This is a genomic window from Pedobacter sp. R20-19 (assembly GCF_000708265.2).
Taxonomy (GTDB): Bacteria; Bacteroidota; Bacteroidia; order Sphingobacteriales; family Sphingobacteriaceae; genus Pedobacter.
The window spans coordinates 395029-417418 of the sequence record NZ_JCKI01000002.1; the positions used below are offsets into that span (position 1 = coordinate 395029).

Genomic DNA, 22390 nt, shown 5'->3' on the forward strand with positions numbered 1-22390 from the left:
GATCTAATTGTTTTAGGCTTAACTAAAAATAACAAACGCTGAGATTAAAGCCGCACGGCAAAAAATCCTATTGCATTATAATAAGTGTGAAAATACAGTAGAATGCCAGCTATCTTTAAAAGGAACTTCCCACTTAGCTTCCAAATCAGCTAATGTTTGCACCATGTTATTAAAAACAATTGTATCTTGTGTAATTTGTTTAATATTTACAAGCGTCTCAAAATCTTCTTTACCCTGAACCTTCACTTCGGTGCCCACTTTATAGGCAATGTTAAAACGGTTAAACAGGTCTACATGATATTCCTGTTCAATTTCCTTTATCAACCTTACAGAACTATCAATAGAGCAGCCGGTAACACCAGCCTGACTTTCATCTACGGTTAAAATAATAAAATAGTTATAGCGAATTTCTGCTTTTGTCAATAGTTCATTTCCATGCGCTTTCCATTGGTTGGTAAATGTGGCTAACTTATTTAATATCGCTGTTTCTTCTACTGCGGTAAATTTACGATCGCTTTGATAGATCCAGACTCTTGATTGTGGAGAAAAACTCATATACAAATTTATAATTTTAATTAATTTAGTTTACCCTAAATCATCCCCTTATGAAAAAGTTTACACTGTGCTTGAAATTAAGCTTTATTTCAGCTGTAGCAACGTTATTATTCGCTTTTTCAGATCCAGAATCCATAGAGCAGTATGTTGGTTATTTGCAGAAATCCTTCACTGAACACTATGATATCAGCCAGGAAGCTAAACAAATTAAACGCTACGAACTCAATATTACTAACAATGGCTTTTGTCGTTACAAAAGATATTTTAATAACGGTAAAACTGAATATTTCGCATTTAAGTTAGCAAAATTTAAAGATATGGAATATGAAGGGTCTACTGCTGTCGGCAGACTTTATTTAAGAACCAAAGGTGATGATGTTATTGTTCAAACCTATAATGACAGGGGAGGAGACGTAGATTCTATGGCTACCCAGGTAATTATTCCCCTTAAAAATATAGAGGCAGAAGATTTAAATGCTATCAGAGAGAACCTGACCAAAATTTGTGGTTTATAAACCTTATAGATTGTAAAATCTATAAGGTTTAATTATAAATGCTAAAGGCCATTTGCCCTTGCAGTAATTTCGGCAATATCCAATACTTTAATTTCCTGCTCTTTATCTTTAAGTTTTATTCCATCACTTAACATCGTCATGCAAAACGGACAACCTGCGGCAATAAATTGTGGGTTTGTTTCCAGAGCCTCTTCTATACGCTCAACGTTAATGTCTTTTTTACCTTTTTCTGGTTCTTTAAACATTTGGGCACCACCAGCACCACAGCACAGGCCATTGCTTTTGCAGCGCTTCATTTCTACTAATTGTGCATCAAGTACCTCCAGTGCTTTTCTTGGTGCTTCGTAAACACCATTTCCTCTGCCTAAGTAACAAGGGTCATGGAAGGTAATTTTTTTACCTTTAAAACTCTCTCCGCCTTCTGCCTTTAGTTTACCTTCGTTGATCAAATCCTGAATCAATTGGGTATGATGAATAACGTCATAGCTTCCACCCAGGCCCGGATATTCGTTTTTAATCGTGTTGAAACAGTGTGGACAGCCAGTAACAATTTTCTTGATGTTATATGCATTCAAGACCTCAATGTTAGTCATGGCTTGCATTTGGAAAAGAAATTCATTACCCGCACGTTTGGCAGGATCGCCCGTGCAGCTTTCTTCAGTTCCTAAAACGGCATATTTAATACCTACATGATGCAGGATTTTGCATATGTCGCGGGTTATTTTTTGTGCCCGTTCATCGTAACTTCCGGCACATCCTACCCAAAATAATATTTCCGGCTCTTCACCTGCAGCCATTAGCTCGGCCATTGTAGGTACTTTAAATTCCATCTTTTAAGTATCAAGTATTTGTAGCAGGTATTTAGTCTTAATGATCAAAACTTGAAACCACTACTCATGTGTTAAATTATTTATTTGAAGACTTTTGTCTCACCACTCCAGACTAAAGACTAATCTTCCTGCGCCCAGTTAAAACGATCAGCTGGTGAATATTTCCACGGTGCCTGATTATTCTCAATATTTCCTAACATGGCATTGATACTGGCAGGTGCCTGAGATTCTTCCATTACAGCAAATCTACGCAACTCCATAATAATTTGAAGCGGATCTATATTCACAGGACAAGCCTCAACGCAGGCATTACAACTGGTACAGGCCCAGATTTCTTCTCTGGTAATATAATCATCCAATAAAGATTTTTCATCCTGATGTTCTGCGCCTTTTTGATCTATATTTTTCCCAATTTCTGTAATTCTATCCCGCGTATCCATCATAATCTTTCTTGGAGACAATAACTTCCCTGTAATATTCGCCGGGCAAACAGAGGTGCATCTTCCGCATTCCGTACAGGTATAGGCATTCATCAAATTTACCCAGGAAAGGTCTGTTGCATCTTTGGCTCCAAATTTTCCAGCTTCGGCTTCCGCCGGAACGAAAGAAGGATCAAGCATGGCTTTAACCTCATTGGTTACTGATGCCATATTGGTAAATTCTCCTTTCGGCTCCAGATTGGAAAAATAGGTGTTTGGAAAAGCGAAAAGGATATGGAAGTGTTTTGAGTAGGGTAAATAATTTAAAAATGCCAGGATTCCAATGATGTGAAACCACCAACAGCCACGTTCTATGGCTACCAAAGCGTTTTCTGAAGAAGGTAAAAGGTTAACCAGGTACTGACTGATTGGAAATGCGCCAGCTGTAGTGTAATGTGAAGAACCTAAAAGTTGTAATTTAAGGTCTGCGGCATTCATCATTAAAAAAGCAGACATCAATAATATTTCGGTAATTAAAATGTAGTTGGCATCTGATTTTGGCCAGGAGGTCATTTCTACACCGCTGAAGCGCTTTAATTTCATCACATTTCTGCGAATGAGGAAAATCACACAGGCCACCCATACGGTAAAGGCCAATATTTCAAATGATGCAATCAGGAAATCATAAAGACCACCCAGACCATGAAAGATCCGGTGCGTACCGAAAACCCCGTCGATCATAATTTCAACCACTTCAATATTAATAATTACGAACCCGATGTAAACAAAAAAGTGAAGGAAAGCAGGAATTGGTCTCACTACCATTTTAGATTGACCAAATGCCACCCTAAGCATGGTCATTAACCGCTTTTGAGGTTGGTCATTCCGGTCTGCAGATTTTCCAAGCCGGATATTGCGAATAATCTTACGCAAGTTAATGGTAAACAGCACAATTGCTGCCAGTGTTATTACTAGAAAAATGATCTGAGCCAACATGCAATATTAGATTGTTTATGCTAAATTAGGATAATAATCTAAATAAATTGCTATGCATGCATAAAAAAAAGCGCAAAATTATTTGTTTGTACTCATTCTAAGGTAGATTTTGATTAGTTTAATCATCTAATTAAAATTTAAATGATTGATAATCAGTTCTGCGATTAAATAATTTAAAAAAAATTTTGCTTTTGAAAAAAGAACGCTACATTTGCAATCCCAAACGGATGGTGCCATAGCTCAGTCGGTAGAGCAAAGGACTGAAAATCCTTGTGTCCCTGGTTCGAATCCAGGTGGCACCACTTCCAAAAGCCTTTCAGAAATGAGAGGCTTTTTTGGTTTTAACCCTTTTGTTTTTCGCCGGATAATAAAAATTTGTTTAGACTTATTTCATGTTTAGTTTTAAAAGTATTGTCGAGGTTATGGATGAAATAGAGGGTTTGGAAAATATTTTTTTAAAGCATGTTATTGATGTTAACGTATCTGAAAAAAAATAACAAAAAAATAAAGAAGAATTGGATCTTTAAAAAATAATACTACCTTTGCAATCCCAAACGGATGGTGCCATAGCTCAGTCGGTAGAGCAAAGGACTGAAAATCCTTGTGTCCCTGGTTCGAATCCAGGTGGCACCACTTCCAAAAGCCTTTCAGAAATGAAAGGCTTTATTGTTTTTAGTCTATACTGAAATCATTCAATTTTTCTACTTCAAAGGTTTTTGGCCTATTTTATTGACCAATTCCATTTTATTTTTAGAACCATTACCATACCTATCAATTCTCAGTCAAAAGTAATTTAATCGATTAATTGTAATTTATTATCGATACACGAATGAGTTATTACAATAATTAAGAATAAATTTAGTTCATGAAATGATTTAATTTTATGGCGCAGCATCTTTTCAATGGCAACCCTCGTATATCTAAAAAATCCACTATAAAAGCAAATATGAAATATCACAAATACAGTTACTTCACAGCTATTATATTAATGGCTACAAGCCTATTAATGGCTTGTAAGAAAGAGAGCGCTACACCCGAACAACCTGTTACGCCCGTAGCTGCCAGCAGAGATGAATTAACTAAAGATTCCATTTTTCTTTATACGAAAGAACTTTATTACTGGAATACTTCATTGCCTACTTATGATGCTTTCAAACCACGTAGTTTTAGTTCTAACGAAGCTGAACTTTATGCCCTTACCCAATATTCATCAGATCCATCTACCGGAAAACCTTATGAATATGTAAATGGCTCCAGCGATCCAAAATATTCTTTTTTCGATTATATTGCTACGACAGCTAAGGTGTCTGCTCTGAAAGCTGATGTAAACGGAACATCAAATGATTATGGCTTCTCCGTTAATTATCAAACCACTTCGGATTTAAGGGTAAAATATGTTTATCCAAATTCACCAGCCAGTATTCAAGGTTTAACAAGAGGTTGCAAAATTACCAGTATTAATGGTAGAACCAATTTAACTTATAGCAGTTCTACTATAAACTTTTTGAATGATGCTATTTTTGGCAGCAATGCATCTATTTCGCTTACTTTTGTAGGTTTAGATAATGTAACTAAATCGGTAACTATAAATTCATCTAGCTATACCGTTAACCCTATATTTTATACTAACACCTATACGGTTGGTACCAAGAAAGTTGGTTACCTTGTTTTTAATAGCTTTACCAATAATGTTTCAGCTGCATTAAAAACTGTTTTTTCCAATTTCGCATCACAGGGTGTAACAGAACTGGTGGTAGATTTAAGGTATAATGGTGGTGGCTATGTTTCTACTGCAACTGATCTGATTAACCTTGCTGCGCCAATTGCGCAGAATGGTAAGGTTATGTATACTACTTATTATAACAACTATTTACAGAATATCACAACAGCACAAAGAAAAGCATCTATCCTTGCGCACCAGCCATTATTGGATGGTGATGACAAACTCCAGCCGTTTACAACAGGCGTAAATGGGAAGTATGCCACTTATGCCGATTTAGATTACACTTCAGGATCAACAGATAATATTGAACTTTTTGCAAAATCTGGATCTTTAACCTTATCAAGAATATATTTCATCGTAAGTGGATCTACAGCATCAGCAAGTGAGCTGGCTATAAATAGTTTAAAACCTGTAATGGACGTAAAACTGATTGGCGAGACCACCTATGGCAAACCTGTAGGATTTTTCCCGATAAGAATAGATAAACTAGATATGTATGTTCCTGAATTTGAAACTAAAAACCAGGCTGGCGTAGGTGGATATTACAGCGGATTAACGGTTGATAAAGAGGCCTATGAAGATTTAACTAAAACCTGGGGCGACGAATCGGAGACATTGCTAAGCTATGCGCTATTATATGCCAGAACAGGAAGTTTTGTAACGACTTCAGCGAAAACAGCAAGTTTGAAAGCTTCGTCAACTGTAATGCCTGAAAAATTGTCTTCTGCGGAACTCAAGCAGGTAGCTAAAAGCCTTGATCAACACAGTTTTCAAGGCATGTTACTTAAGCCCGGAAAGAAATTTTAAACAAAAAACCCTCGCTGATTGATACGGCGAGGGTTTTTTGTTTTATAACAGAATTTTGCTACTGATGTCTTTATTGATGGTAATGTATCCAGGATACTTTACCGGAGTATTTCCCAGCATAAAGGTGGGCTTAATTTTAATTGTTAATAGGCCAAGCTTTTCGTCTTTTGAAGAAGAACCTTTTTGTGCTGCTTTAATGATGTCATTAAAAACATTTCCATTGGATACCAGGCCATAAATATTGCTCACCAATTGTACCGGAACGGTAACTGTTTGTCCTTGAGCAATACTTACATTCTGATTTACGATGCCTTGAGCTAGATCCGTATTATTGACCAGAATTTTGTATTCAAACTGGTTGATGGCAGCTAAATTACTAGAGGGGTTAGTGATTTCCAGATTCAGGTTTGCCCGAAGTGGAATATCTTTTCTTAGCAAACCAAGTGCTACGCCAGGTAAACTGGTTAAACTGAAAGTTTGTTGTTGCATTAATTGCTTAATATCTGCACCAGCAATTGATACTTGTTTTACCCCTGTAATTTTATAAGTGCAATCTTCCAGCGCTTTAATTTGCTGTGCTTGCCTATTTATTCCGCAACCAAATATAGTTAGGGTAAAGAGGCATAACAATAGTGTATTTTTCATGTTAATCATAACGGTAAATTAGTAAAACTATTTCAGCAGTAAGAAAGCTTTAACAAAAATTAGCATGATACTTTATGGGGTTACCGTTTCAATTCCGTTATGTTCATTATTCGAACCTTCTTCACCTTCATTATCTGTGTCCTCTTCAATATCGGCTTCCTGATTAGTTTCTGATTCATTTGTAGCAGATGGTTTTTCTTCACTTTGGTCAGTATCTCCGCCTTCAGTTACTTTTTTACCCTCTTCAGATTCTGATTCATCGGTTGACTGATTATCTTTAACTTCATCATATTTCTCAGGTTTACCTGGTGTAACCTCTGCTTTGTGAGCAGATGGCACTACGGTTTCAATCTCTTTCTGAACCTCATCTGTCGGTTTTGGATGCTCGTTTTTGTTTTCGTCTGTTATTTTATCGTTTTCCATAGTAATATCTTTTCTTTATTAAATGAATTGAACTGCAGTTTTGTTTCAAATTTCTTCAGTGCATCATTGTCAACTCTTAACTTTGAGAAAAAAATCATGGCCATTATTTATAGAGCAATAGAAGAAAAGGATAATCAGGAGCTTGCTTCATTAATCAGGACAGTATTAAGAGAGTTTAAGATTGATAAACCTGGAACTGTTTATACAGATCCGACAACGGATTATCTATCTAAAGTTTTTGAAGTGCCGCAATCGGCTTACTGGATTGCAGAAGAAAATGGTAACATTATTGGGGGCTGCGGAATTTTTCCAACAACAGGTTTGCCAGAAGGTTGTGTAGAACTGGTAAAATTATATACAGCTGCTGCGGCGAGGGGTAAAGGGGTTGGCAAAATGCTGATGCAGAAAAGTATCTCCTCTGCACAGCAATTTGGTTATAATGAAATTTACCTGGAGTCTTTTCCTGAATTATCTACTGCTATTGGTATGTATGAAAAAGCCGGATTTAAAAAGCTATCGGCGCCTTTGGGTCAATCAGGTCATTTTGCATGTAACGTTTGGATGCTACTCGTTTTATAAAGAGAGATAACCCGTGAGATCATTGCTGCTTTACTGCCAATGTTTAAATTATGTTTAGATAAGTCTTGCTGTTTTTTTACTTTTGGTGCCATAAAATTAAACCAAACCACATGCAGGAAACAAATTCACTTAATCAGGTTGCAGAATTTCATACTACTTTTAAACACCCTATTTTGGAAACGCCTACTATTCCATCAAAACAAAGGGCAAACTTAAGAATTGCGCTTCTGGCAGAAGAGTTAAAAGAATTACAGGAGGCTGTAGAAAACGACGATTTAGTTGAAGTAGCCGATGCACTTTGTGACTTGCAATATGTTTTGGCCGGTGCTATACATGAATTTGGTTTAGGTGGTAAATTTAAAACGCTGTTTGATGAAGTGCATCGCTCTAATATGAGCAAGGCCTGCAAAACAGTAAAAGAAGCGGAATTGACTATTAAACATTATTTCGACAAAGATCAAACGGAATCATATTATAAAGAGGTTGACGGATTGTTTCTGGTTTTCAGAAAAGGAGATGACAAGACCTTAAAATCAATTAATTATTCGCCAGCCGATTTGAAATCACATTTGCTTTAATGAAGCTTTAGATCAAGTTATTTTATGGCCGGCAAATTCGCCGGCTTTTTTTATTACTGCCCGCGGATTCCATTGTTTAGCTTCAAAGATTTCTCCACTGCGGAAATGAGGAGATTACGCTAATGCTCTTTTTTCATGAGCGTTAAATCACTTCATGATTTTATCGTCTTCTAACTCGAGTGATCGTCAATACAAGTAAACCGACATAACAGTGCATGACAGTTAAATATGCCTTAATTTCTATTTTGGACCAACCAAATATCCAATATAGAGCATGCAGGCAATTTTAGGCGTCATTTTTCATTTCTTCGGTGGTTTCGCATCTGGAAGTTTTTATATCCCATTCAAGAAAGTTAAAGGCTGGGCCTGGGAGAGCTACTGGATTGTTGGTGGAATCTTTTCCTGGCTCATTGTACCACCTCTAGCTGCGTATTTAACTATTCCAAATTTTGGTGAAATTATAGCCACTACCAATGGCCATATTTTAACCTTAACCTATTTTTTTGGTGTGCTTTGGGGTATAGGTGGCTTAACTTATGGCTTAGGTGTTCGCTATCTCGGCGTATCATTGGGTAGCAGTATTATTCTGGGGCTATCAATGGTCATCGGGTCAATTTTACCGTCTATTTATTTTGATGTTTTTCCGCAGGAAGGAAAAGATACCTTCACCATGTTTGTGCAAACCGATTGGGGCAGAATGGTTATGCTCGGGCTTTTTGTCTGTGTAATTGGCATTATCATCTGCGGTAAGGCAGGGGTGATGAAAGAAAAAGAAATTAATTCAGATATTACTGATCCACATGGCCTCGAAGTTAAAACAGAATTTAAATTTGGTCTGGGCTTATTTGTCGGAATCGTTTCAGGCGTATTGAGTGCTTGCTTTAATTTTGGTTTAGAAGCAGGGAAACCGATGGCCGATGCAGCTAACCAGATCTGGAAAGCTGCCCATCCGTCAGAAACCGGTAACTTCCTTTTTCAAAATAATGTAACCTACGTGGTAGTGCTTTGGGGAGGCTTAACCACTAATTTTATTTGGTGCATGATTTTGAATGTACGCAATAAAACCTTCGGAGATTACACTAAAAAATCGACTCCCTTATTAAAAAATTACATCTTTTCTGCACTTGCCGGAACCACATGGTTTCTACAGTTCTTTTTCTACGGAATGGGAGAAAGCAAGATGGGTAATGGTGCGAGTTCATGGATCTTACACATGGCATTTATCATCCTGATTGCCAACGTGTGGGGTTTGATTTTGAAAGAATGGAAGGGTGTATCACGGAAAACATTAACTACCATCATAGCAGGCATATTAACCATCATTATTTCGGTGCTGATTGTGGGTTATGGGAATTCAATTAAATAATAAATAAAAAAAGTAATCATTAATATACATGTCTGTTAAAGAAACAAATTATAAGTACGTAAGCTACTTATGGGATGAAGAAGAAGCCGCAAAACTGGCTGGAGATGAAGTTGCATTGCTCATTTATCGCTCTAATTTGTTGGGCGCTGATTTGCGTCTGACCAATTATGGTGGCGGTAATACCTCATGCAAGTTAATGGAAAAAGATCCGCTTACCGGTAATGAAACCGAAGTAATGTGGGTTAAAGGATCAGGTGGTGATTTAGGAACATTGAAGAAAAGTGGTTTAGCTGCTCTTTATGTAGATCGCCTGCGCAGTTTAAAAAACATTTACCGTGGCGTAGAACACGAAGATGAAATGGTTGAGCTTTTTAATCACTGTATTTTTGATTTGAGTTCTAAAGCACCATCAATTGATACGCCTTTACATGGTTTTCTGCCATTTGCACACATCGATCACTTACATCCGGATGCTGCTATTGCCATTGCTGCAGCTGCCGATGGTAAAAAGATTACAGAAGAATTGTTTGGTGGAACAATTGGTTGGGTAGAATGGAAAAAACCTGGTTTTGAATTGGGCTTACAATTGAAGCAATGTTTGGATGAGAATCCAGGGATTCGTGGAATCATGTTGGGTTCTCATGGTTTATTTACCTGGGGGGATACGGCTTACGAAAGTTACCTGAATACTTTAGATGTAATCGAAATCTGTTCAGATTATCTTGCTCAGAACTATGGTAAAAAAGGCCCGGTTTTCGGCGGACAAAAAATAGAGAGTGCTACTGATGTTAACCGCAAAAAACAAGCAGCTGCTTTAGCACCTGTACTTCGTGGTTTATGTTCTTCTAAACAACACATGATCGGTCATTTTACCGATGATGTTCGCGTTTTAGAATTTACAAACTCCAATGATCTTTCGCGTTTGGCACCAATGGGTACCAGCTGCCCGGATCACTTTTTAAGGACGAAGATTAGTCCGTTGGTTTTAGATTTGGCCATTGATGCTGATCTATCCGATGTAAAGGCAATAAAAGAAAAACTGTTACCTGTGTTTGAGGCTTACCGTGAAATGTATACGGAGTATTACGAAACTTGTAAGCATCCAAACAGTCCGGCTATTCGTGATACCAATCCGGTGGTGATTTTATATCCGGGAGTGGGTATGTTTACCTTCTCAAAGGATAAACAAACGGCAAGGGTTGCGGCAGAGTTTTACATCAATGCCATTAACGTGATGAAAGGGGCTGAAGCCATTTCATCCTATACTTCTTTACCTCACCAGGAAGCTTTTAATATTGAATATTGGTTACTGGAAGAAGCGAAATTGCAACGTATGCCAAAGCCAAAACCACTTACTGGCAAAATTGCCTTAATCACGGGGAGTGCCGGCGGTATCGGTAAAGCCATTGCTAAGAAATTTGTGGCAGAAGGTGGCGTAGTGATTTTGAATGATATGAATGCAGAACGTTTGGAAGAGGCCGGAGCTGAATTTGCCAAACAGTTTGGTAAAGATGCTTACAGTACAGCACTTTTAAATGTGACCAGTCAGGAAGATATAGATGGCGCTTTTGATGCTGCGGCACTGGCTTTTGGCGGGATTGATATCGTGGTCAATAATGCGGGCTTATCCATTTCTAAGTCCATTGGTGATCACTCTGAAAAAGATTGGGATTTATTGTACGATGTTTTAGTGAAGGGCCAGTTCTTTATTACTAAGGCTGCAACAAAGATGATGCAAAAGCAAGATGTTGGTGGTGATATCATTAATATTGTAAGTAAGAATGCATTGGTAAGCGGACCAAATAATGCTGGTTACGGAAGTGCAAAAGCTGCTCAACTTCATTTAAGCAGACTAAATGCTGCCGAATTGGGTGCAGATAATATCCGTGTAAATGTGGTTAATCCGGATGCAGTCATCAGCGACAGCAACATTTGGGCTGGTGGATGGGCGGAAGGTAGAGCAAAAGCCTATGGTGTTACCGTTGCAGAATTGCCAGCGTATTATGCCAAACGCACTTTGCTAAACCAGATTATTTTACCTGATGATATCGCCAATGCATGTTTTGCCTTTGTAGGTGGGTTATTGCAAAAATCTACAGGTAACGTATTAAATGTAGATGGTGGTGTGGCCATGGCCTTTGTAAGATAAAATATAGTGAAGCATTTAATTTTATGATCGGTTCTATATCGATTATAAAATTTTGAAAAATAAATAAATTTAGTTTTAGTAGGTTGTTTTCATGGTCTGTGGTTTCCACAGACCGAAAATGACTTAATCCGCTAAAATTATCCTTTAAATCATTCTTATTTACAAGGAGAATGGTAAAAAAAGGCGATTGATCGCCACAATAATTAGCCTAAATAACCAAGTATAACCATGAATATCGAACAGAACCAGATCGAAAAACATAACGATTCCCTTTCTACTTCACATCAGCGCAAGATTGACTTTTTAAAAGCAGACTGGTCGCATGTTGATTTGGAAAGCATTATCCAGAAGTTGGTAGATTTTCAGATTGCCATTCCAAGTTGGGCCTTAGGTACCGGCGGAACACGTTTCGGCCGTTTCGCCATTACAGGTGGTGAACCAAGAACTATCGAAGAAAAAATTGAAGATGTAGGTTTATTACATGCCCTAAATGGAGCCAGTGGTGCCATATCGTTACACATTCCATGGGATATCCCTCAAAATGCAGAAAGCTTAAAAAATTTGGCTTCCAGCTATGGCTTAAAGTTCGATGCAATGAATTCCAATACTTTTCAAGATCAGGCTGGTTCGGCACATAGCTATAAGTTCGGTTCACTTCAAAATGTAAATAAAGCCATTCGGAAGCAAGCCATAGAACATAATATCGAAGTAATTAAACATGGGGTGGCCTTAGGGTCTGATGCTTTAACCGTTTGGTTGGCTGATGGATCGTGTTTTCCCGGTCAGTTAAACTTCCGCCAGGCCTTTGAAAATACCCTGGAGAGTTTACAGGAAATATATGCAGCCTTACCGGAAGACTGGAAAATCTTCGTAGAATATAAAGCCTTCGAGCCTAATTTCTATTCTACAACCGTTGGTGATTGGGGTCAATCATTATTATATGCCAGTAAATTGGGTAAAAAAGCTTACACGCTGGTAGATTTAGGTCATCATTTACCAAATGCCAATATCGAGCAGATTGTAGCCCTACTTTTGATGGAAGGAAAGCTGGGAGGCTTCCATTTCAACGATTCTAAATATGGTGATGACGACTTAACTGCTGGAAGCATCAAGCCTTATCAATTGTTCTTAATTTTTAACGAACTGGTTGAAGGAATGGATGCTAAAGGCATGAACCATGCAAAAGATTTAGGCTGGATGATTGATGCATCGCACAATGTGAAAGATCCTTTAGAAGATTTACTGCAATCTGTAGAAGCCATTATGATTGCTTACGCACAGGCTTTATTAGTAGATAGAAATGCACTAAAGGCTGCTCAGGATAATAATGACGTAGCAAAAGCGCAAGAAATTCTGCAAAATACTTTCCGTAGTGATTTAAGACCATTGGTTGCTGAAGCGAGATTAAGAGCTGGTGCAGCATTAGCACCAATTGGCTTATACCGCGATTTAGCCGTGAGAAGTAACCTAGTTAACCACCGTGGAAATACTGTAGCTACAGGTTTATAATAGAAAGAGGAAATAAAAATGCTCAAACCCGTTGTAGCCATATTTGATGTTGGAAAAACGAATAAAAAACTATTTTTAATTGATGAGAATTACAGTATTGTTTATGAAAGATCGGCACGTTTTGTAGAAACGGTAGATGAAGATGGCGAAGCTTGCGAAAACCTGGAAAGCTTAAAATCTTCCGTATACGATTCTTTGAACCAAGTGATGCAGTTAAAAGAGTTCGATATTAAAGCCATCAATTTTTCAACCTATGGTGCCAGTTTTGTTTATCTTGATGAAAAGGGTGAGCCCTTAACACCACTTTATAATTATTTAAAGGAATATCCTGAAGCGCTTAAAAAAGCATTTTATGTGAAATATGGAGGAGAAGAGAAAATTTCTCTGGAAACCGCTTCACCTGTTTTGGGAAGTTTAAATTCTGGTATGCAGCTCTATCGCTTAAAATGTGAAAGGCCTGAATTGTTTAATCGCATCAAGTATGCCTTGCATTTACCGCAATACCTCAGCTACCTGCTTACTGGAAAAGCCGTTGCTGATATTACGAGTATTGGCTGCCATACCCAGCTCTGGGATTTCAACAAAGATGAATACCACCAATGGGTTAAAACGGAAGAAATAGATCAAAAATTTGGTGCATTTACACCTGCAGATACCGCTATAAAAACCACATTCCAAGGCAAAGAAGTAAGTGTTGGTGTGGGCTTGCATGATAGTTCTGCCGCATTAATCCCTTATCTGGCTAATTTTAATAGTCCATTTATACTTATTTCTACCGGAACATGGTGTATTAGCCTTAATCCTTTTAATCAGGAGCCACTTCAGGCAGATGAATTAAAGAAGGATTGTTTGTGCTACATGCATTTTAAAGGTAAGGCGGTAAAGGCTTCCCGAATTTTTGCAGGGAATGAACATGAAGTGCAGCTTAAGCGAATTGCATTGCATTTTGATCGTGCAGCATATCTGTTTAAACATTTAAAGTTTAATCCCGGATTGGTTTTAAAGCTCGTTAATAAAGTGCCCGAAAATCAACAGGCACAAACGGCATTTTCATTAACTTCAGCTTTCCCAGCACGTGATTTAAATATCTTCCAAACAGCTGAAGAAGCTTATCATCAATTAATTATAGATTTAATTAAACAACAGGTTTATTCGCTTAAGCTAATTCTAAATCCTGGCGTAAGGAGAATTTTTGTTGATGGGGGGTTCGGAAAAAATGCCATTTACATGCATCTCTTGGCTAGCGCCGTGCCTGATATTGAAGTTTATGCTTCTTCTGTATCTCAGGCCACTGCAATTGGAACTGCATTGGCCATTAATAACGTTTGGAATGATAATCCTGCACCAACCGATATGATTAACCTAAAGTATTATTCTGCCATTCAGCGAACGTTATAATACAAAATCTGATCAGGCAGCATATTTTTTCATATATTCGAAACCCTAGCAAAGAATCGTTTGAAACCAGAAGATATCCTCCATTATATTCAAATTGATGAGTACTCATCAACACCAAAGTATAAGCAGCTAACCAATGCTATTTTGAATGGAATTGATATGGGTAAGTTGAAAAAAGGAAGTTTGCTTCCTTCCATCAATGAACTCAGTTTCAGTCTTGAAATGTCAAGAGATACTGCAGAAAAGGGTTATCGCAATCTCCGTAAACTTGGTGTAGTAGACTCTGTTCCAGGCAAAGGATATTTTATCATTAATACCGATTTTACCCGAAAACTGAAGGTTTGTCTACTTTTTAATAAACTCAGTACCCACAAAAAAATCATTTACGACTCCTTTACCAAGGCTATCGGAGAGCATGCGGCAATTGATTTTTACATCTATAACAATGATTATGTTTTCTTCAAGAAAATGATCATCAGTAAAAAGGATGATTATACGCACTTTGTCATTATTCCTCATTTTTTAGAAGGAGGAGAAAATGCACATGAAGTCATTAACACGATACCAAAAGAGAAGCTAATTATTTTAGATAAGCTCTTACCCGGAGTAACAGGAGATTACGCTGCGGCTTATGAGAATTTTGCACAAGACATTTATGCGGCTTTAGAGCAAGCCCTTAGCCGACTTTCTAATTACACCACACTCAAAATTATTTTCCCTAGGAACAGTTATTTCCCACAAGAAATTTTAAGTGGTTTTTACAGGTTTTGCCAGCAATATGCATTTGCGCATAAGGTAATTCATAATATTAAGGAAGAGGAAATTCAACCTGGTGAAGTTTATATCAACTTAATGGAGGACGATTTAGTTACTTTAATTGAGCGGCTGATTATTCTAAAGCTTGAAATAGGAAAAGATGTAGGTGTAATTTCTTATAATGAAACCCCATTAAAGAGGATTATTTTAGATGGAATTACCACGATATCGACCGATTTTAGTTTTTTAGGTACGCAGGCTGCGGAATTTGTGCTGAACGGAAAAACAGAAAAAGTTGCCGTTCCATTTTATCTCAATCTGAGAAATTCGCTTTAAAACTTTAAAAGTTAATGGTCTTGAAATCTCCAGGGTGTTCAAAACCTGCAAGGTTTATGCTATTTTTACATTTTACAATTGTTTAAATGAGCGAAGATAAGGCAGGAACATCATCAGTATTCTCTAATCCATATGATTACGTATTGCATGATTTCAACCTGAAGGATTTAAATGGCATTTTCATTTTAAAGCACCTTAGTCAGGAAGTTCATACCTATGCCAAAGGCTTTTTTAATCTCTATCCAGAACAAATAGAAATTGATTTCGCTGCTTTTAGTCACCAGGAATCAGATTTCTTTTTTCCAATCGTTCAAGTGCAGCAAACAGAAAATGCGGTAAAATTATCCTGCCGCTGTGCTGCACCAAAAAATAAATTATGTGTGCATCAGGCACAGGTATTGTACAATATTCTAAACCGGGAAGATCTTGCTATCTTTTTTGATGAACGCTTACGTCGGCAAAAACTACACGCCATTGCACTAGATTACGGACTGGAAAAGGAGAAAAATCTGGATGCTGTTTTTGTATTAAGCTATCGGGATGGAATGTTACAAATTAAGCCTAAAATGGGGGCTTTACAGCCATTTAATAAAGAGGCAAGTCAGCAAATGTCAGATATTTTATTGCCTCAGCAAAAAAGTACAGGTAGATTAAAACCTGTACATGATTTGAGTAAAATCATTTTGGTATTGGGCCAGCATCGGTATTATGGCAACCTATCCATCGAATTATATAAGGCAGATCAAACAAAGGCCGGAAAGGTTAAAAATCCCTTGCTAAGAGTAAATTTAAATAGCTTATTGTTTAGAACAGATGATAGCGATGAACTGAAGTTTTATAGTGGCATTTCTACCTTCCAGGCCAATTACAATAACGATCAAACCGGCGAAGAAATTGAAGCCCTTAAGGCCATCGTTAAAAATCCGCAGAACATTCCTTTTTATCTGCAGGACCAAAAGCAAACCAATATTCAGGCTTCAACTATTAGCCCTGTAAAGGTGCAGTTACTTGATCTTGATTTACGACTTTCAGTTAATCAGCTAAACGATTTTTATGAAATTACAGGCCGGTTAACCATTGAGGGTAAATCTTATGAACTGGATCAGGTGGTTTTGGTTCATCAATATTTCGTTAAACTTAAAGACCAGCTTTATTTAATCACCAAACCTGATTTTTTGCGTGTGATAGGCTTTTTTCAAAAGCAAAGCAACCGTTTAATTTTACATAAAACAAAATATCCGGAGTTTCAAAAGCTCATTTTAATTCAGTTAGAAGGCAGTATTCAGGTTGACTATACCTATCTTAAACCTGCTACGGCAGATCAACTGGAAGAAAAGGGTTTCGATCTTGAAAACGAACAGTTAATTTATTTATCTGAATCGGAAGATTATATATTACTTACACCCGTCATGCGTTATGGCAACCTGGAGATTCCGGTGCTTTCCAAGCGGCAAATTCAGGCACAGGATAAACTTGGTAATGTTTTTACCCTCCACCGTGAAGAGCAAGCCGAACTGCAATTTATTGCCAGTATTTTAAAGCAACATCCCTATTTCTATGATCAGGAAACCAATAATTCTTTCTATTTACACCGAAAACGTTTTTTAGAGGAAGGCTGGTTCTTGGAGGCCTTCGAAGTATGGCGCAATAAGGGGATTCATATATTAGGTTTCAATCAACTTAAAAATAACAAACTCAATCCGCATAAAGCACAGATTAATATCGAAGTGTTAAGTGGTACCGATTGGTTTGAAACCAAAGTGAAAGTAAAGTTTGGTAAACAGCAGGTAGCGTTAAAGCATTTACATAAATCGATCCGGAACAAAAGTAAATTCGTTACACTTGATGACGGAACGCAAGGCATTTTACCACACGAATGGATTCAGAAATTTACTGATTATTTTGATGCGGGAGAAGTAACCGATGAAGCCATTCTAACGCCTAAAATTAAGTTTGCCACGTTAAACGATCTTTACGAAGATGCGCTCCTGGATGGAGAAGTGAAAAATGAGTTGAAACGCTACCAGCAAAAGTTTGAAGGTACAGATTCCATACAGGAGGTTCAGGTTCCGGAAAGCCTGAATGCTACTTTGCGCCCTTATCAGAAAGATGGATTAAACTGGCTAAACTTTCTGGATGATTTTAATTTTGGTGCCTGTTTGGCAGATGATATGGGACTGGGTAAAACCATCCAGATTCTGGCTTTCATTTTATTACAACGTGAAAAAGTAAGCCATAATACTAACCTGGTGGTGGTTCCTGCATCATTGATTTTTAACTGGAAAGCCGAGGTAGAGAAGTTTGCGCCATCTATTACCGTAAAAACCATTTATGGCAATGAGCGAATCAAAACTACTGATGATTTTGATCAGTTTGAAATCGTAATCACTTCTTATGGTACGCTACTTTCTGATATTCGCTTTCTGAAGGATTATCGGTTCAATTATATTTTTCTGGATGAATCTCAAAACATTAAGAATCCGGAATCTCAACGATACAAGGCCGTTAGGTTGCTAAAATCGCGGAACAAAGTGGTGATGACGGGTACGCCAATTGAAAATAACACCTTCGACCTTTACGGGCAATTGTCTTTTGCTTGCCCTGGTTTATTTGGCAGTAAGCAACAATTTGCCGATTTATATTCTACACCAATAGATCAGTTTAAAGATAAAAAGCGGGCAGAAGAGTTGCAAAAGAAAATCAGGCCATTCCTAATGCGGCGTACGAAAGAGCAGGTGGCTAAAGAACTTCCGGATAAAACGGAGATTGTACTTTATTGTGAAATGGGTACCGAACAGCGGGAGGTTTACGAAGCGAATAAAAAGGAAATTCAGGATTATATTTTAGGTAAAACTGAAGATGAATTGCCTAAAAGTGCCATGCATGTGTTGAAAAGCATCACGATGCTACGACAGATTTGTAACTCTGCGGCGTTGTTGGCCGATGGAAAATCATATCTCCAGGCTTCATCAAAAATTGAGGTATTGATGGAGCAGATTGAAGGCAAATCGCAAAAGCATAAGATCCTGGTATTTTCACAGTTCGTTACCATGCTCGATCTGATCAAAAAGGAATTGGAAAGAAAAAATATTAAATACGCATACCTGACAGGCCAGACCCGAAATAGGGAAGAGGTGGTCAAATCTTTTCAGGAAAGTGAAGAGATTCCTGTTTTCTTAATCAGTTTGAAGGCGGGTGGGACGGGTTTAAACTTGACATCTGCTGATTATGTTTATCTTGTTGATCCATGGTGGAATCCAGCGGTGGAGAATCAGGCGATCGATCGGGCCTACCGAATTGGACAGCATAAAAATGTAATGGCGGTGCGATTGATTTGTCCGGATACGATAGAAGAAAAGATCATGAAACTGCAGGCTTCTAAAAAAGATCTGGTAAAAAACCTTATCCAAACTGATAGTGGATTTTTTAAAGGTTTGAGTAAAAAAGAATTGCTGGGTTTGTTGGGGTAAGGATTGTGTTATAGGCTTTAAGTCATCGTGAACTGTGTGGCGTTCGTCATCCTGAACTTGATTCAGGAACTTATTAAATGCAATATAAAAGTGCAGATAATGGAGTTAGGGATGTCTGGTTTGGTGCTTTTAGGTTGGAGATGCTTCGTGCCTCAGCATGACAGCGTGGGGTGAACGGGCTTAAGCTATTTCAACTTGAAATTCATAATTCAGGTATTTTGGAACATTTACACTTTCCACCACTTTCCAGTCCTTTTTCTCTGAAATAAACTCAGGAACTACCAAACCTGTATTTTTAGCGGCAGTGGTATAAAATTCTTTTCTGCTGGGGTGATCAGGAGAACAAGCATTATAAATTCTGCCAAAAGCCTGTTTTTCTATGATGGCCATTGCTATTCCTACTGCATCTGTTTGGTGAATCAGGTTAACCGGCGCTAAACCATTCGGGATATTTGTTTTGCCGGCAAAGAACCTTCCAGGATTTCGGTCTGGCCCAATTAACCCCGCAAAGCGGATAATGGTGAAGTGATCAGGCATTTCCTTTTTCAACAATTCTTCAGCAGCTAAAACCACTTTACCTGAATCTGTATCAGGCTTGGTTTCACTCATTTCGTTTACAATTTGATTTCCATCGCCGTAAACACTGGTAGAACTGATTAAAATAATATTTGAAACCTTATTTTTTGCTACACTTAAAATGGAGGCTATCTTCTGTGCATAATCATTTAACTCAGGAGAATTTCGCTTCGGTGGAATACAAATAAACAGAACATCTGCGTCAAAAAACTCCAGATCTGTAACCATCTGATCTGCACTGAAATTCACCAGAAATGGCTGGATGCCTTCTTCAGCAAGTAAGGAGAGTTTCTCAGGAGTTGTAGTTGAGCCTTTAACCTGATAACCAGATTTAATAAGTTCTTTGGCGAGTGCAAGACCAAACCAGCCACAACCCAAAATGGAGATGTTTTTGTTTGGTACAAATTTCTGATTTGTCAACATAAACAAAGATAATCCTTCTACATTTAACTGGCAGGCTAATGGTTAATTATTTTGTTTTTTGTACATCGTTTCTGAAATGTTTTTAATGCCATCAGCATAACTGGTAGGCTCAAAATTAAAGTATTGTTCAAATTTTGAGGAATCAAACTGATAGTCATGATCATATTGATAATACATTTCTACTGTACCGGCTACTACTTTTTTGAAAAGCCCGACTAAACGGAGCATCAGTTTATTAATGTTCGTATGCTTCGGTTCAACCTGGTAGATTTGTGCAGCTAACTGCATAAACTCATTACCTGTAATGGGTTTGGCTGTAGGCAGGTGCCAGATTTGATGGTCTGATTTTGGATCCTGCCCCAAAATATACAAGCCCTTGCCTACATCGGGTATGTATGAAAAGTTGTGTAGCTTTTTCGGGTTGCCTACCCACTGGGCGCTTTGGTTTTTTGAATATTTATCAAGCACCATCATATCAATAAAACTATTCATCGAACTTGCTCCATAAAAATCAGCTGCCCTTGCAATGCTGGCCCGGATATTTCCTGCAGCCATTTCATCCATTAATTTGGTGGCTACGCTGGCGCGAATTTCGCCTTTAACGCTGCAAGGATGATACGGTGTTTGCTCTGTTATCGGACCGTTTACCAGTCCATACATGTAAATATTATCCAGAAAAATCAGGCGAGCGTCGACACTTTTCACGGCAGTAATTACATTATTAATAATCATCGGCCATTGTTGTTGCCAGATTTTAGCATCATAAATAATTCCTGCGCAAAGGTAAACCACAGTTGCATCTTTTACCGCTTCGCATACCTGCGCTTCATTTAATAAATCTGCCTGCACCCAGCTGATGTTTGGATTAGAAACCGAAATTGGTTTCCTGCTCACCAGGCGAATGTTTTTTTGATGGATTAATAATTCTGCTGTAAGTGCATTGGCACTTGGTCCGCCGGCTCCTAATATTACATACATATTTTTGTGTTTTAATATCAACAAAAATAGCTGCGGGATGAGGTTTAAAACGTTAACAAAAGATAAGGTTTTGATTTAATACGGAGACTAGGCATGCACCTTTAAGGTTCTCTTTCTAATTCTCGAAAGGGATACGGGAGTAATTCCTAAAAAATTAGCTACATAATGTTGAGGGATGCGCAAGAATATTTCTCCTGCATTCTTCTGCATATCCAAATAACGTTCTTCGGGACTTTGAATAATAAAGCTGGCTACTCTATCCTCATAACAGCAAATATAATATTCTGCGATCCGGCGGCCAAACTGTTCAATTTTAAAGGCAATGGCCGGATTATTTTCCATGAGTTCAAAGTTCTTTTTTGAAATCAGAATCAAGGTGGTTTTTTCTATCGCCTGGATATAATTGGTATTGGGCTTGCGGGTTAAAAAACTTTTATAAGCACTCACCAACTCATTCTCAAAACTAAAATATCCGGTAATTTCTATGCCCTCACGAACATGAAAATACCTCATGGCGCCACACAGAATAAAACCCATATGATCGCATACCTCGCCAGGAACAGCAAAAAAATCTTTTTTATCGTAATGCCTGAATTCGAGATATTGCTTAAAAATTTCCCATTCTGCATCACTGAAAGAAACAAATTTTTTCAATTCACTGCGTAAATGATTCAGGTGTATGGTATTATCCATGATGGAAGTTGAAGTTCTTATTTCTACAGACTAAGATAAGAAATTTCTATCCTTTATCCAGGTGATAGCAAGCACGGCAACGTGGCTCATAACTTTCTTTTTCACCCAGTAAAACGGTCGAATCATTTGCCACTGTCCTATAACTGAAAAGGGCGGGATTACCGCAACACACACAAACGGCATTTACCTTGGTTACATGTTCTGCAATGGCCATTAGTGCGGGCATTGGACCAAAGGGTTTGCCTGTGAAATCCATATCCAGGCCGGCAACAATTACCCGTATGCCTCTCAGCGCAAGTTTATTGCAAACATCCGGAAGTTCATTATCAAAGAATTGTGCTTCATCAATGCCAACTACCTGGGTGTTGGTGCCTAATAATAAGATGGCCGAAGCACTGTCTACAGGGGTAGAGTTGATGGAATTTAAATCATGTGAAACCACGGCCGTTTCATGGTAGCGGGTATCGGTTCGTGGCTTAAAAATCTCGACATTCAATTTAGCAATCTGGGCCCTCTTCAATCTTCGGATCAGTTCTTCCGTTTTACCAGAAAACATGGAGCCGCATACCACTTCAATACTGCCCGAAAACTCGCCTCTCCTTCTAAAATTTTGTTCACTAAATAACATGTCCGATTTATTATGCCCTGATGTGTTCTCTATTAATT

The 22390-nt window shown here is 38.0% G+C and carries 19 protein-coding genes and 2 tRNA genes; 12 read left to right on the forward strand and 9 right to left on the reverse strand.

All coding sequences use genetic code 11. From position 1 onward, the window contains the following. Positions 1 to 75: 75 nt before the first annotated feature. Positions 76 to 555: a hypothetical protein gene (locus AN34_RS05505; RefSeq protein WP_029283111.1), complete on the reverse strand. Its 480-nt coding sequence runs from the start codon at positions 553 to 555 to the stop codon at positions 76 to 78. A 50-nt stretch (positions 556 to 605) separates the two neighbouring features. Between AN34_RS05505 and AN34_RS05510 the strand changes: the two genes are divergently transcribed. Continuing rightward, positions 606 to 1070, forward strand: coding sequence for a hypothetical protein (locus tag AN34_RS05510; RefSeq protein WP_029283113.1), 465 nt, complete (start codon positions 606 to 608; stop codon positions 1068 to 1070). 41 nt (positions 1071 to 1111) lie between these two features. Here the strand turns inward: AN34_RS05510 and AN34_RS05515 are convergent, their stop codons facing one another. Both AN34_RS05515 and AN34_RS05520 read right to left on the reverse strand, forming a co-directional pair. After that, a complete protein-coding gene (locus AN34_RS05515; RefSeq protein WP_029283115.1) occupies positions 1112 to 1900 on the reverse strand; it encodes a (Fe-S)-binding protein in 789 nt (262 codons plus the stop codon). A 119-nt stretch (positions 1901 to 2019) separates the two neighbouring features. Beyond that, positions 2020 to 3315: a (Fe-S)-binding protein gene (locus AN34_RS05520; protein ID WP_029283117.1), complete on the reverse strand. Its 1296-nt coding sequence runs from the start codon at positions 3313 to 3315 to the stop codon at positions 2020 to 2022. 229 nt (positions 3316 to 3544) lie between these two features. Here AN34_RS05520 and AN34_RS05525 point away from each other — a divergent pair. From AN34_RS05525 to AN34_RS05535, 3 genes are all read left to right on the forward strand, one after another. Then, positions 3545 to 3617, forward strand: a tRNA-Phe gene (locus AN34_RS05525). A 258-nt stretch (positions 3618 to 3875) separates the two neighbouring features. After that, a tRNA-Phe gene (locus AN34_RS05530) sits at positions 3876 to 3948 on the forward strand. A gap of 313 nt (positions 3949 to 4261) precedes the next feature. Further along, positions 4262 to 5845: a S41 family peptidase gene (locus AN34_RS05535; protein WP_197285483.1), complete on the forward strand. Its 1584-nt coding sequence runs from the start codon at positions 4262 to 4264 to the stop codon at positions 5843 to 5845. 42 nt (positions 5846 to 5887) lie between these two features. Here the strand turns inward: AN34_RS05535 and AN34_RS05540 are convergent, their stop codons facing one another. Both AN34_RS05540 and AN34_RS05545 read right to left on the reverse strand, forming a co-directional pair. Then, positions 5888 to 6490 carry a hypothetical protein gene (locus tag AN34_RS05540; RefSeq protein WP_029283121.1) on the reverse strand — a complete coding sequence of 201 codons (603 nt, stop codon included), beginning with the start codon at positions 6488 to 6490 and terminating at the stop codon, positions 5888 to 5890. Between the two features lie 72 nt (positions 6491 to 6562). Continuing rightward, a complete protein-coding gene (locus tag AN34_RS05545) occupies positions 6563 to 6913 on the reverse strand; it encodes a hypothetical protein (protein WP_029283123.1) in 351 nt (116 codons plus the stop codon). A 96-nt stretch (positions 6914 to 7009) separates the two neighbouring features. Here AN34_RS05545 and AN34_RS05550 point away from each other — a divergent pair, with 96 nt between their 5' ends. The 8 genes from AN34_RS05550 to AN34_RS05585 all read left to right on the forward strand — a co-directional run bounded on the left by AN34_RS05550 (position 7010) and on the right by AN34_RS05585 (position 19054). Further along, a complete protein-coding gene (locus AN34_RS05550; RefSeq protein WP_029283126.1) occupies positions 7010 to 7492 on the forward strand; it encodes a GNAT family N-acetyltransferase in 483 nt (160 codons plus the stop codon). A 110-nt stretch (positions 7493 to 7602) separates the two neighbouring features. Then, on the forward strand, positions 7603 to 8070 hold the full coding sequence (locus AN34_RS05555; RefSeq protein ID WP_029283128.1) for a nucleoside triphosphate pyrophosphohydrolase family protein: 468 nt from the start codon (positions 7603 to 7605) through the stop codon (positions 8068 to 8070). Positions 8071 to 8344: 274 nt separating this feature from the next. After that, the gene (gene rhaT / locus AN34_RS05560) at positions 8345 to 9436 is read left to right on the forward strand and encodes an L-rhamnose/proton symporter RhaT (RefSeq protein WP_029283130.1); all 1092 of its coding nucleotides are present in this window, start codon (positions 8345 to 8347) and stop codon (positions 9434 to 9436) included. Positions 9437 to 9464: 28 nt separating this feature from the next. Next, the gene (locus tag AN34_RS05565; protein WP_029283132.1) at positions 9465 to 11585 is read left to right on the forward strand and encodes a bifunctional rhamnulose-1-phosphate aldolase/short-chain dehydrogenase; all 2121 of its coding nucleotides are present in this window, start codon (positions 9465 to 9467) and stop codon (positions 11583 to 11585) included. A gap of 228 nt (positions 11586 to 11813) precedes the next feature. Continuing rightward, positions 11814 to 13094: a TIM barrel protein gene (locus AN34_RS05570; protein ID WP_029283134.1), complete on the forward strand. Its 1281-nt coding sequence runs from the start codon at positions 11814 to 11816 to the stop codon at positions 13092 to 13094. An 18-nt stretch (positions 13095 to 13112) separates the two neighbouring features. Further along, the gene (locus AN34_RS05575; RefSeq protein ID WP_029283137.1) at positions 13113 to 14492 is read left to right on the forward strand and encodes an FGGY-family carbohydrate kinase; all 1380 of its coding nucleotides are present in this window, start codon (positions 13113 to 13115) and stop codon (positions 14490 to 14492) included. Positions 14493 to 14552: 60 nt separating this feature from the next. Further along, positions 14553 to 15584 (forward strand): GntR family transcriptional regulator, encoded by a 1032-nt coding sequence (locus tag AN34_RS05580; RefSeq protein WP_029283139.1) that lies wholly within the window; start codon positions 14553 to 14555, stop codon positions 15582 to 15584. Between the two features lie 86 nt (positions 15585 to 15670). Then, positions 15671 to 19054: a DEAD/DEAH box helicase gene (locus tag AN34_RS05585; protein WP_029283141.1), complete on the forward strand. Its 3384-nt coding sequence runs from the start codon at positions 15671 to 15673 to the stop codon at positions 19052 to 19054. Positions 19055 to 19234: 180 nt separating this feature from the next. Here AN34_RS05585 and AN34_RS05590 read toward each other — a convergent pair whose 3' ends face one another. The 4 genes from AN34_RS05590 to AN34_RS05605 all read right to left on the reverse strand — a co-directional run bounded on the left by AN34_RS05590 (position 19235) and on the right by AN34_RS05605 (position 22352). Continuing rightward, the gene (locus tag AN34_RS05590; RefSeq protein WP_029283143.1) at positions 19235 to 20053 is read right to left on the reverse strand and encodes an SDR family oxidoreductase; all 819 of its coding nucleotides are present in this window, start codon (positions 20051 to 20053) and stop codon (positions 19235 to 19237) included. A 42-nt stretch (positions 20054 to 20095) separates the two neighbouring features. After that, entirely contained in the window at positions 20096 to 21031 is a 936-nt protein-coding gene (locus tag AN34_RS05595; RefSeq protein WP_029283145.1) for an NAD-dependent epimerase/dehydratase family protein, read from the reverse strand. An 87-nt stretch (positions 21032 to 21118) separates the two neighbouring features. Continuing rightward, a complete protein-coding gene (locus AN34_RS05600; RefSeq protein ID WP_029283147.1) occupies positions 21119 to 21724 on the reverse strand; it encodes a Crp/Fnr family transcriptional regulator in 606 nt (201 codons plus the stop codon). Between the two features lie 46 nt (positions 21725 to 21770). Beyond that, positions 21771 to 22352 (reverse strand): thymidine kinase, encoded by a 582-nt coding sequence (locus AN34_RS05605; RefSeq protein ID WP_029283148.1) that lies wholly within the window; start codon positions 22350 to 22352, stop codon positions 21771 to 21773. Positions 22353 to 22390 lie beyond the last annotated feature (38 nt).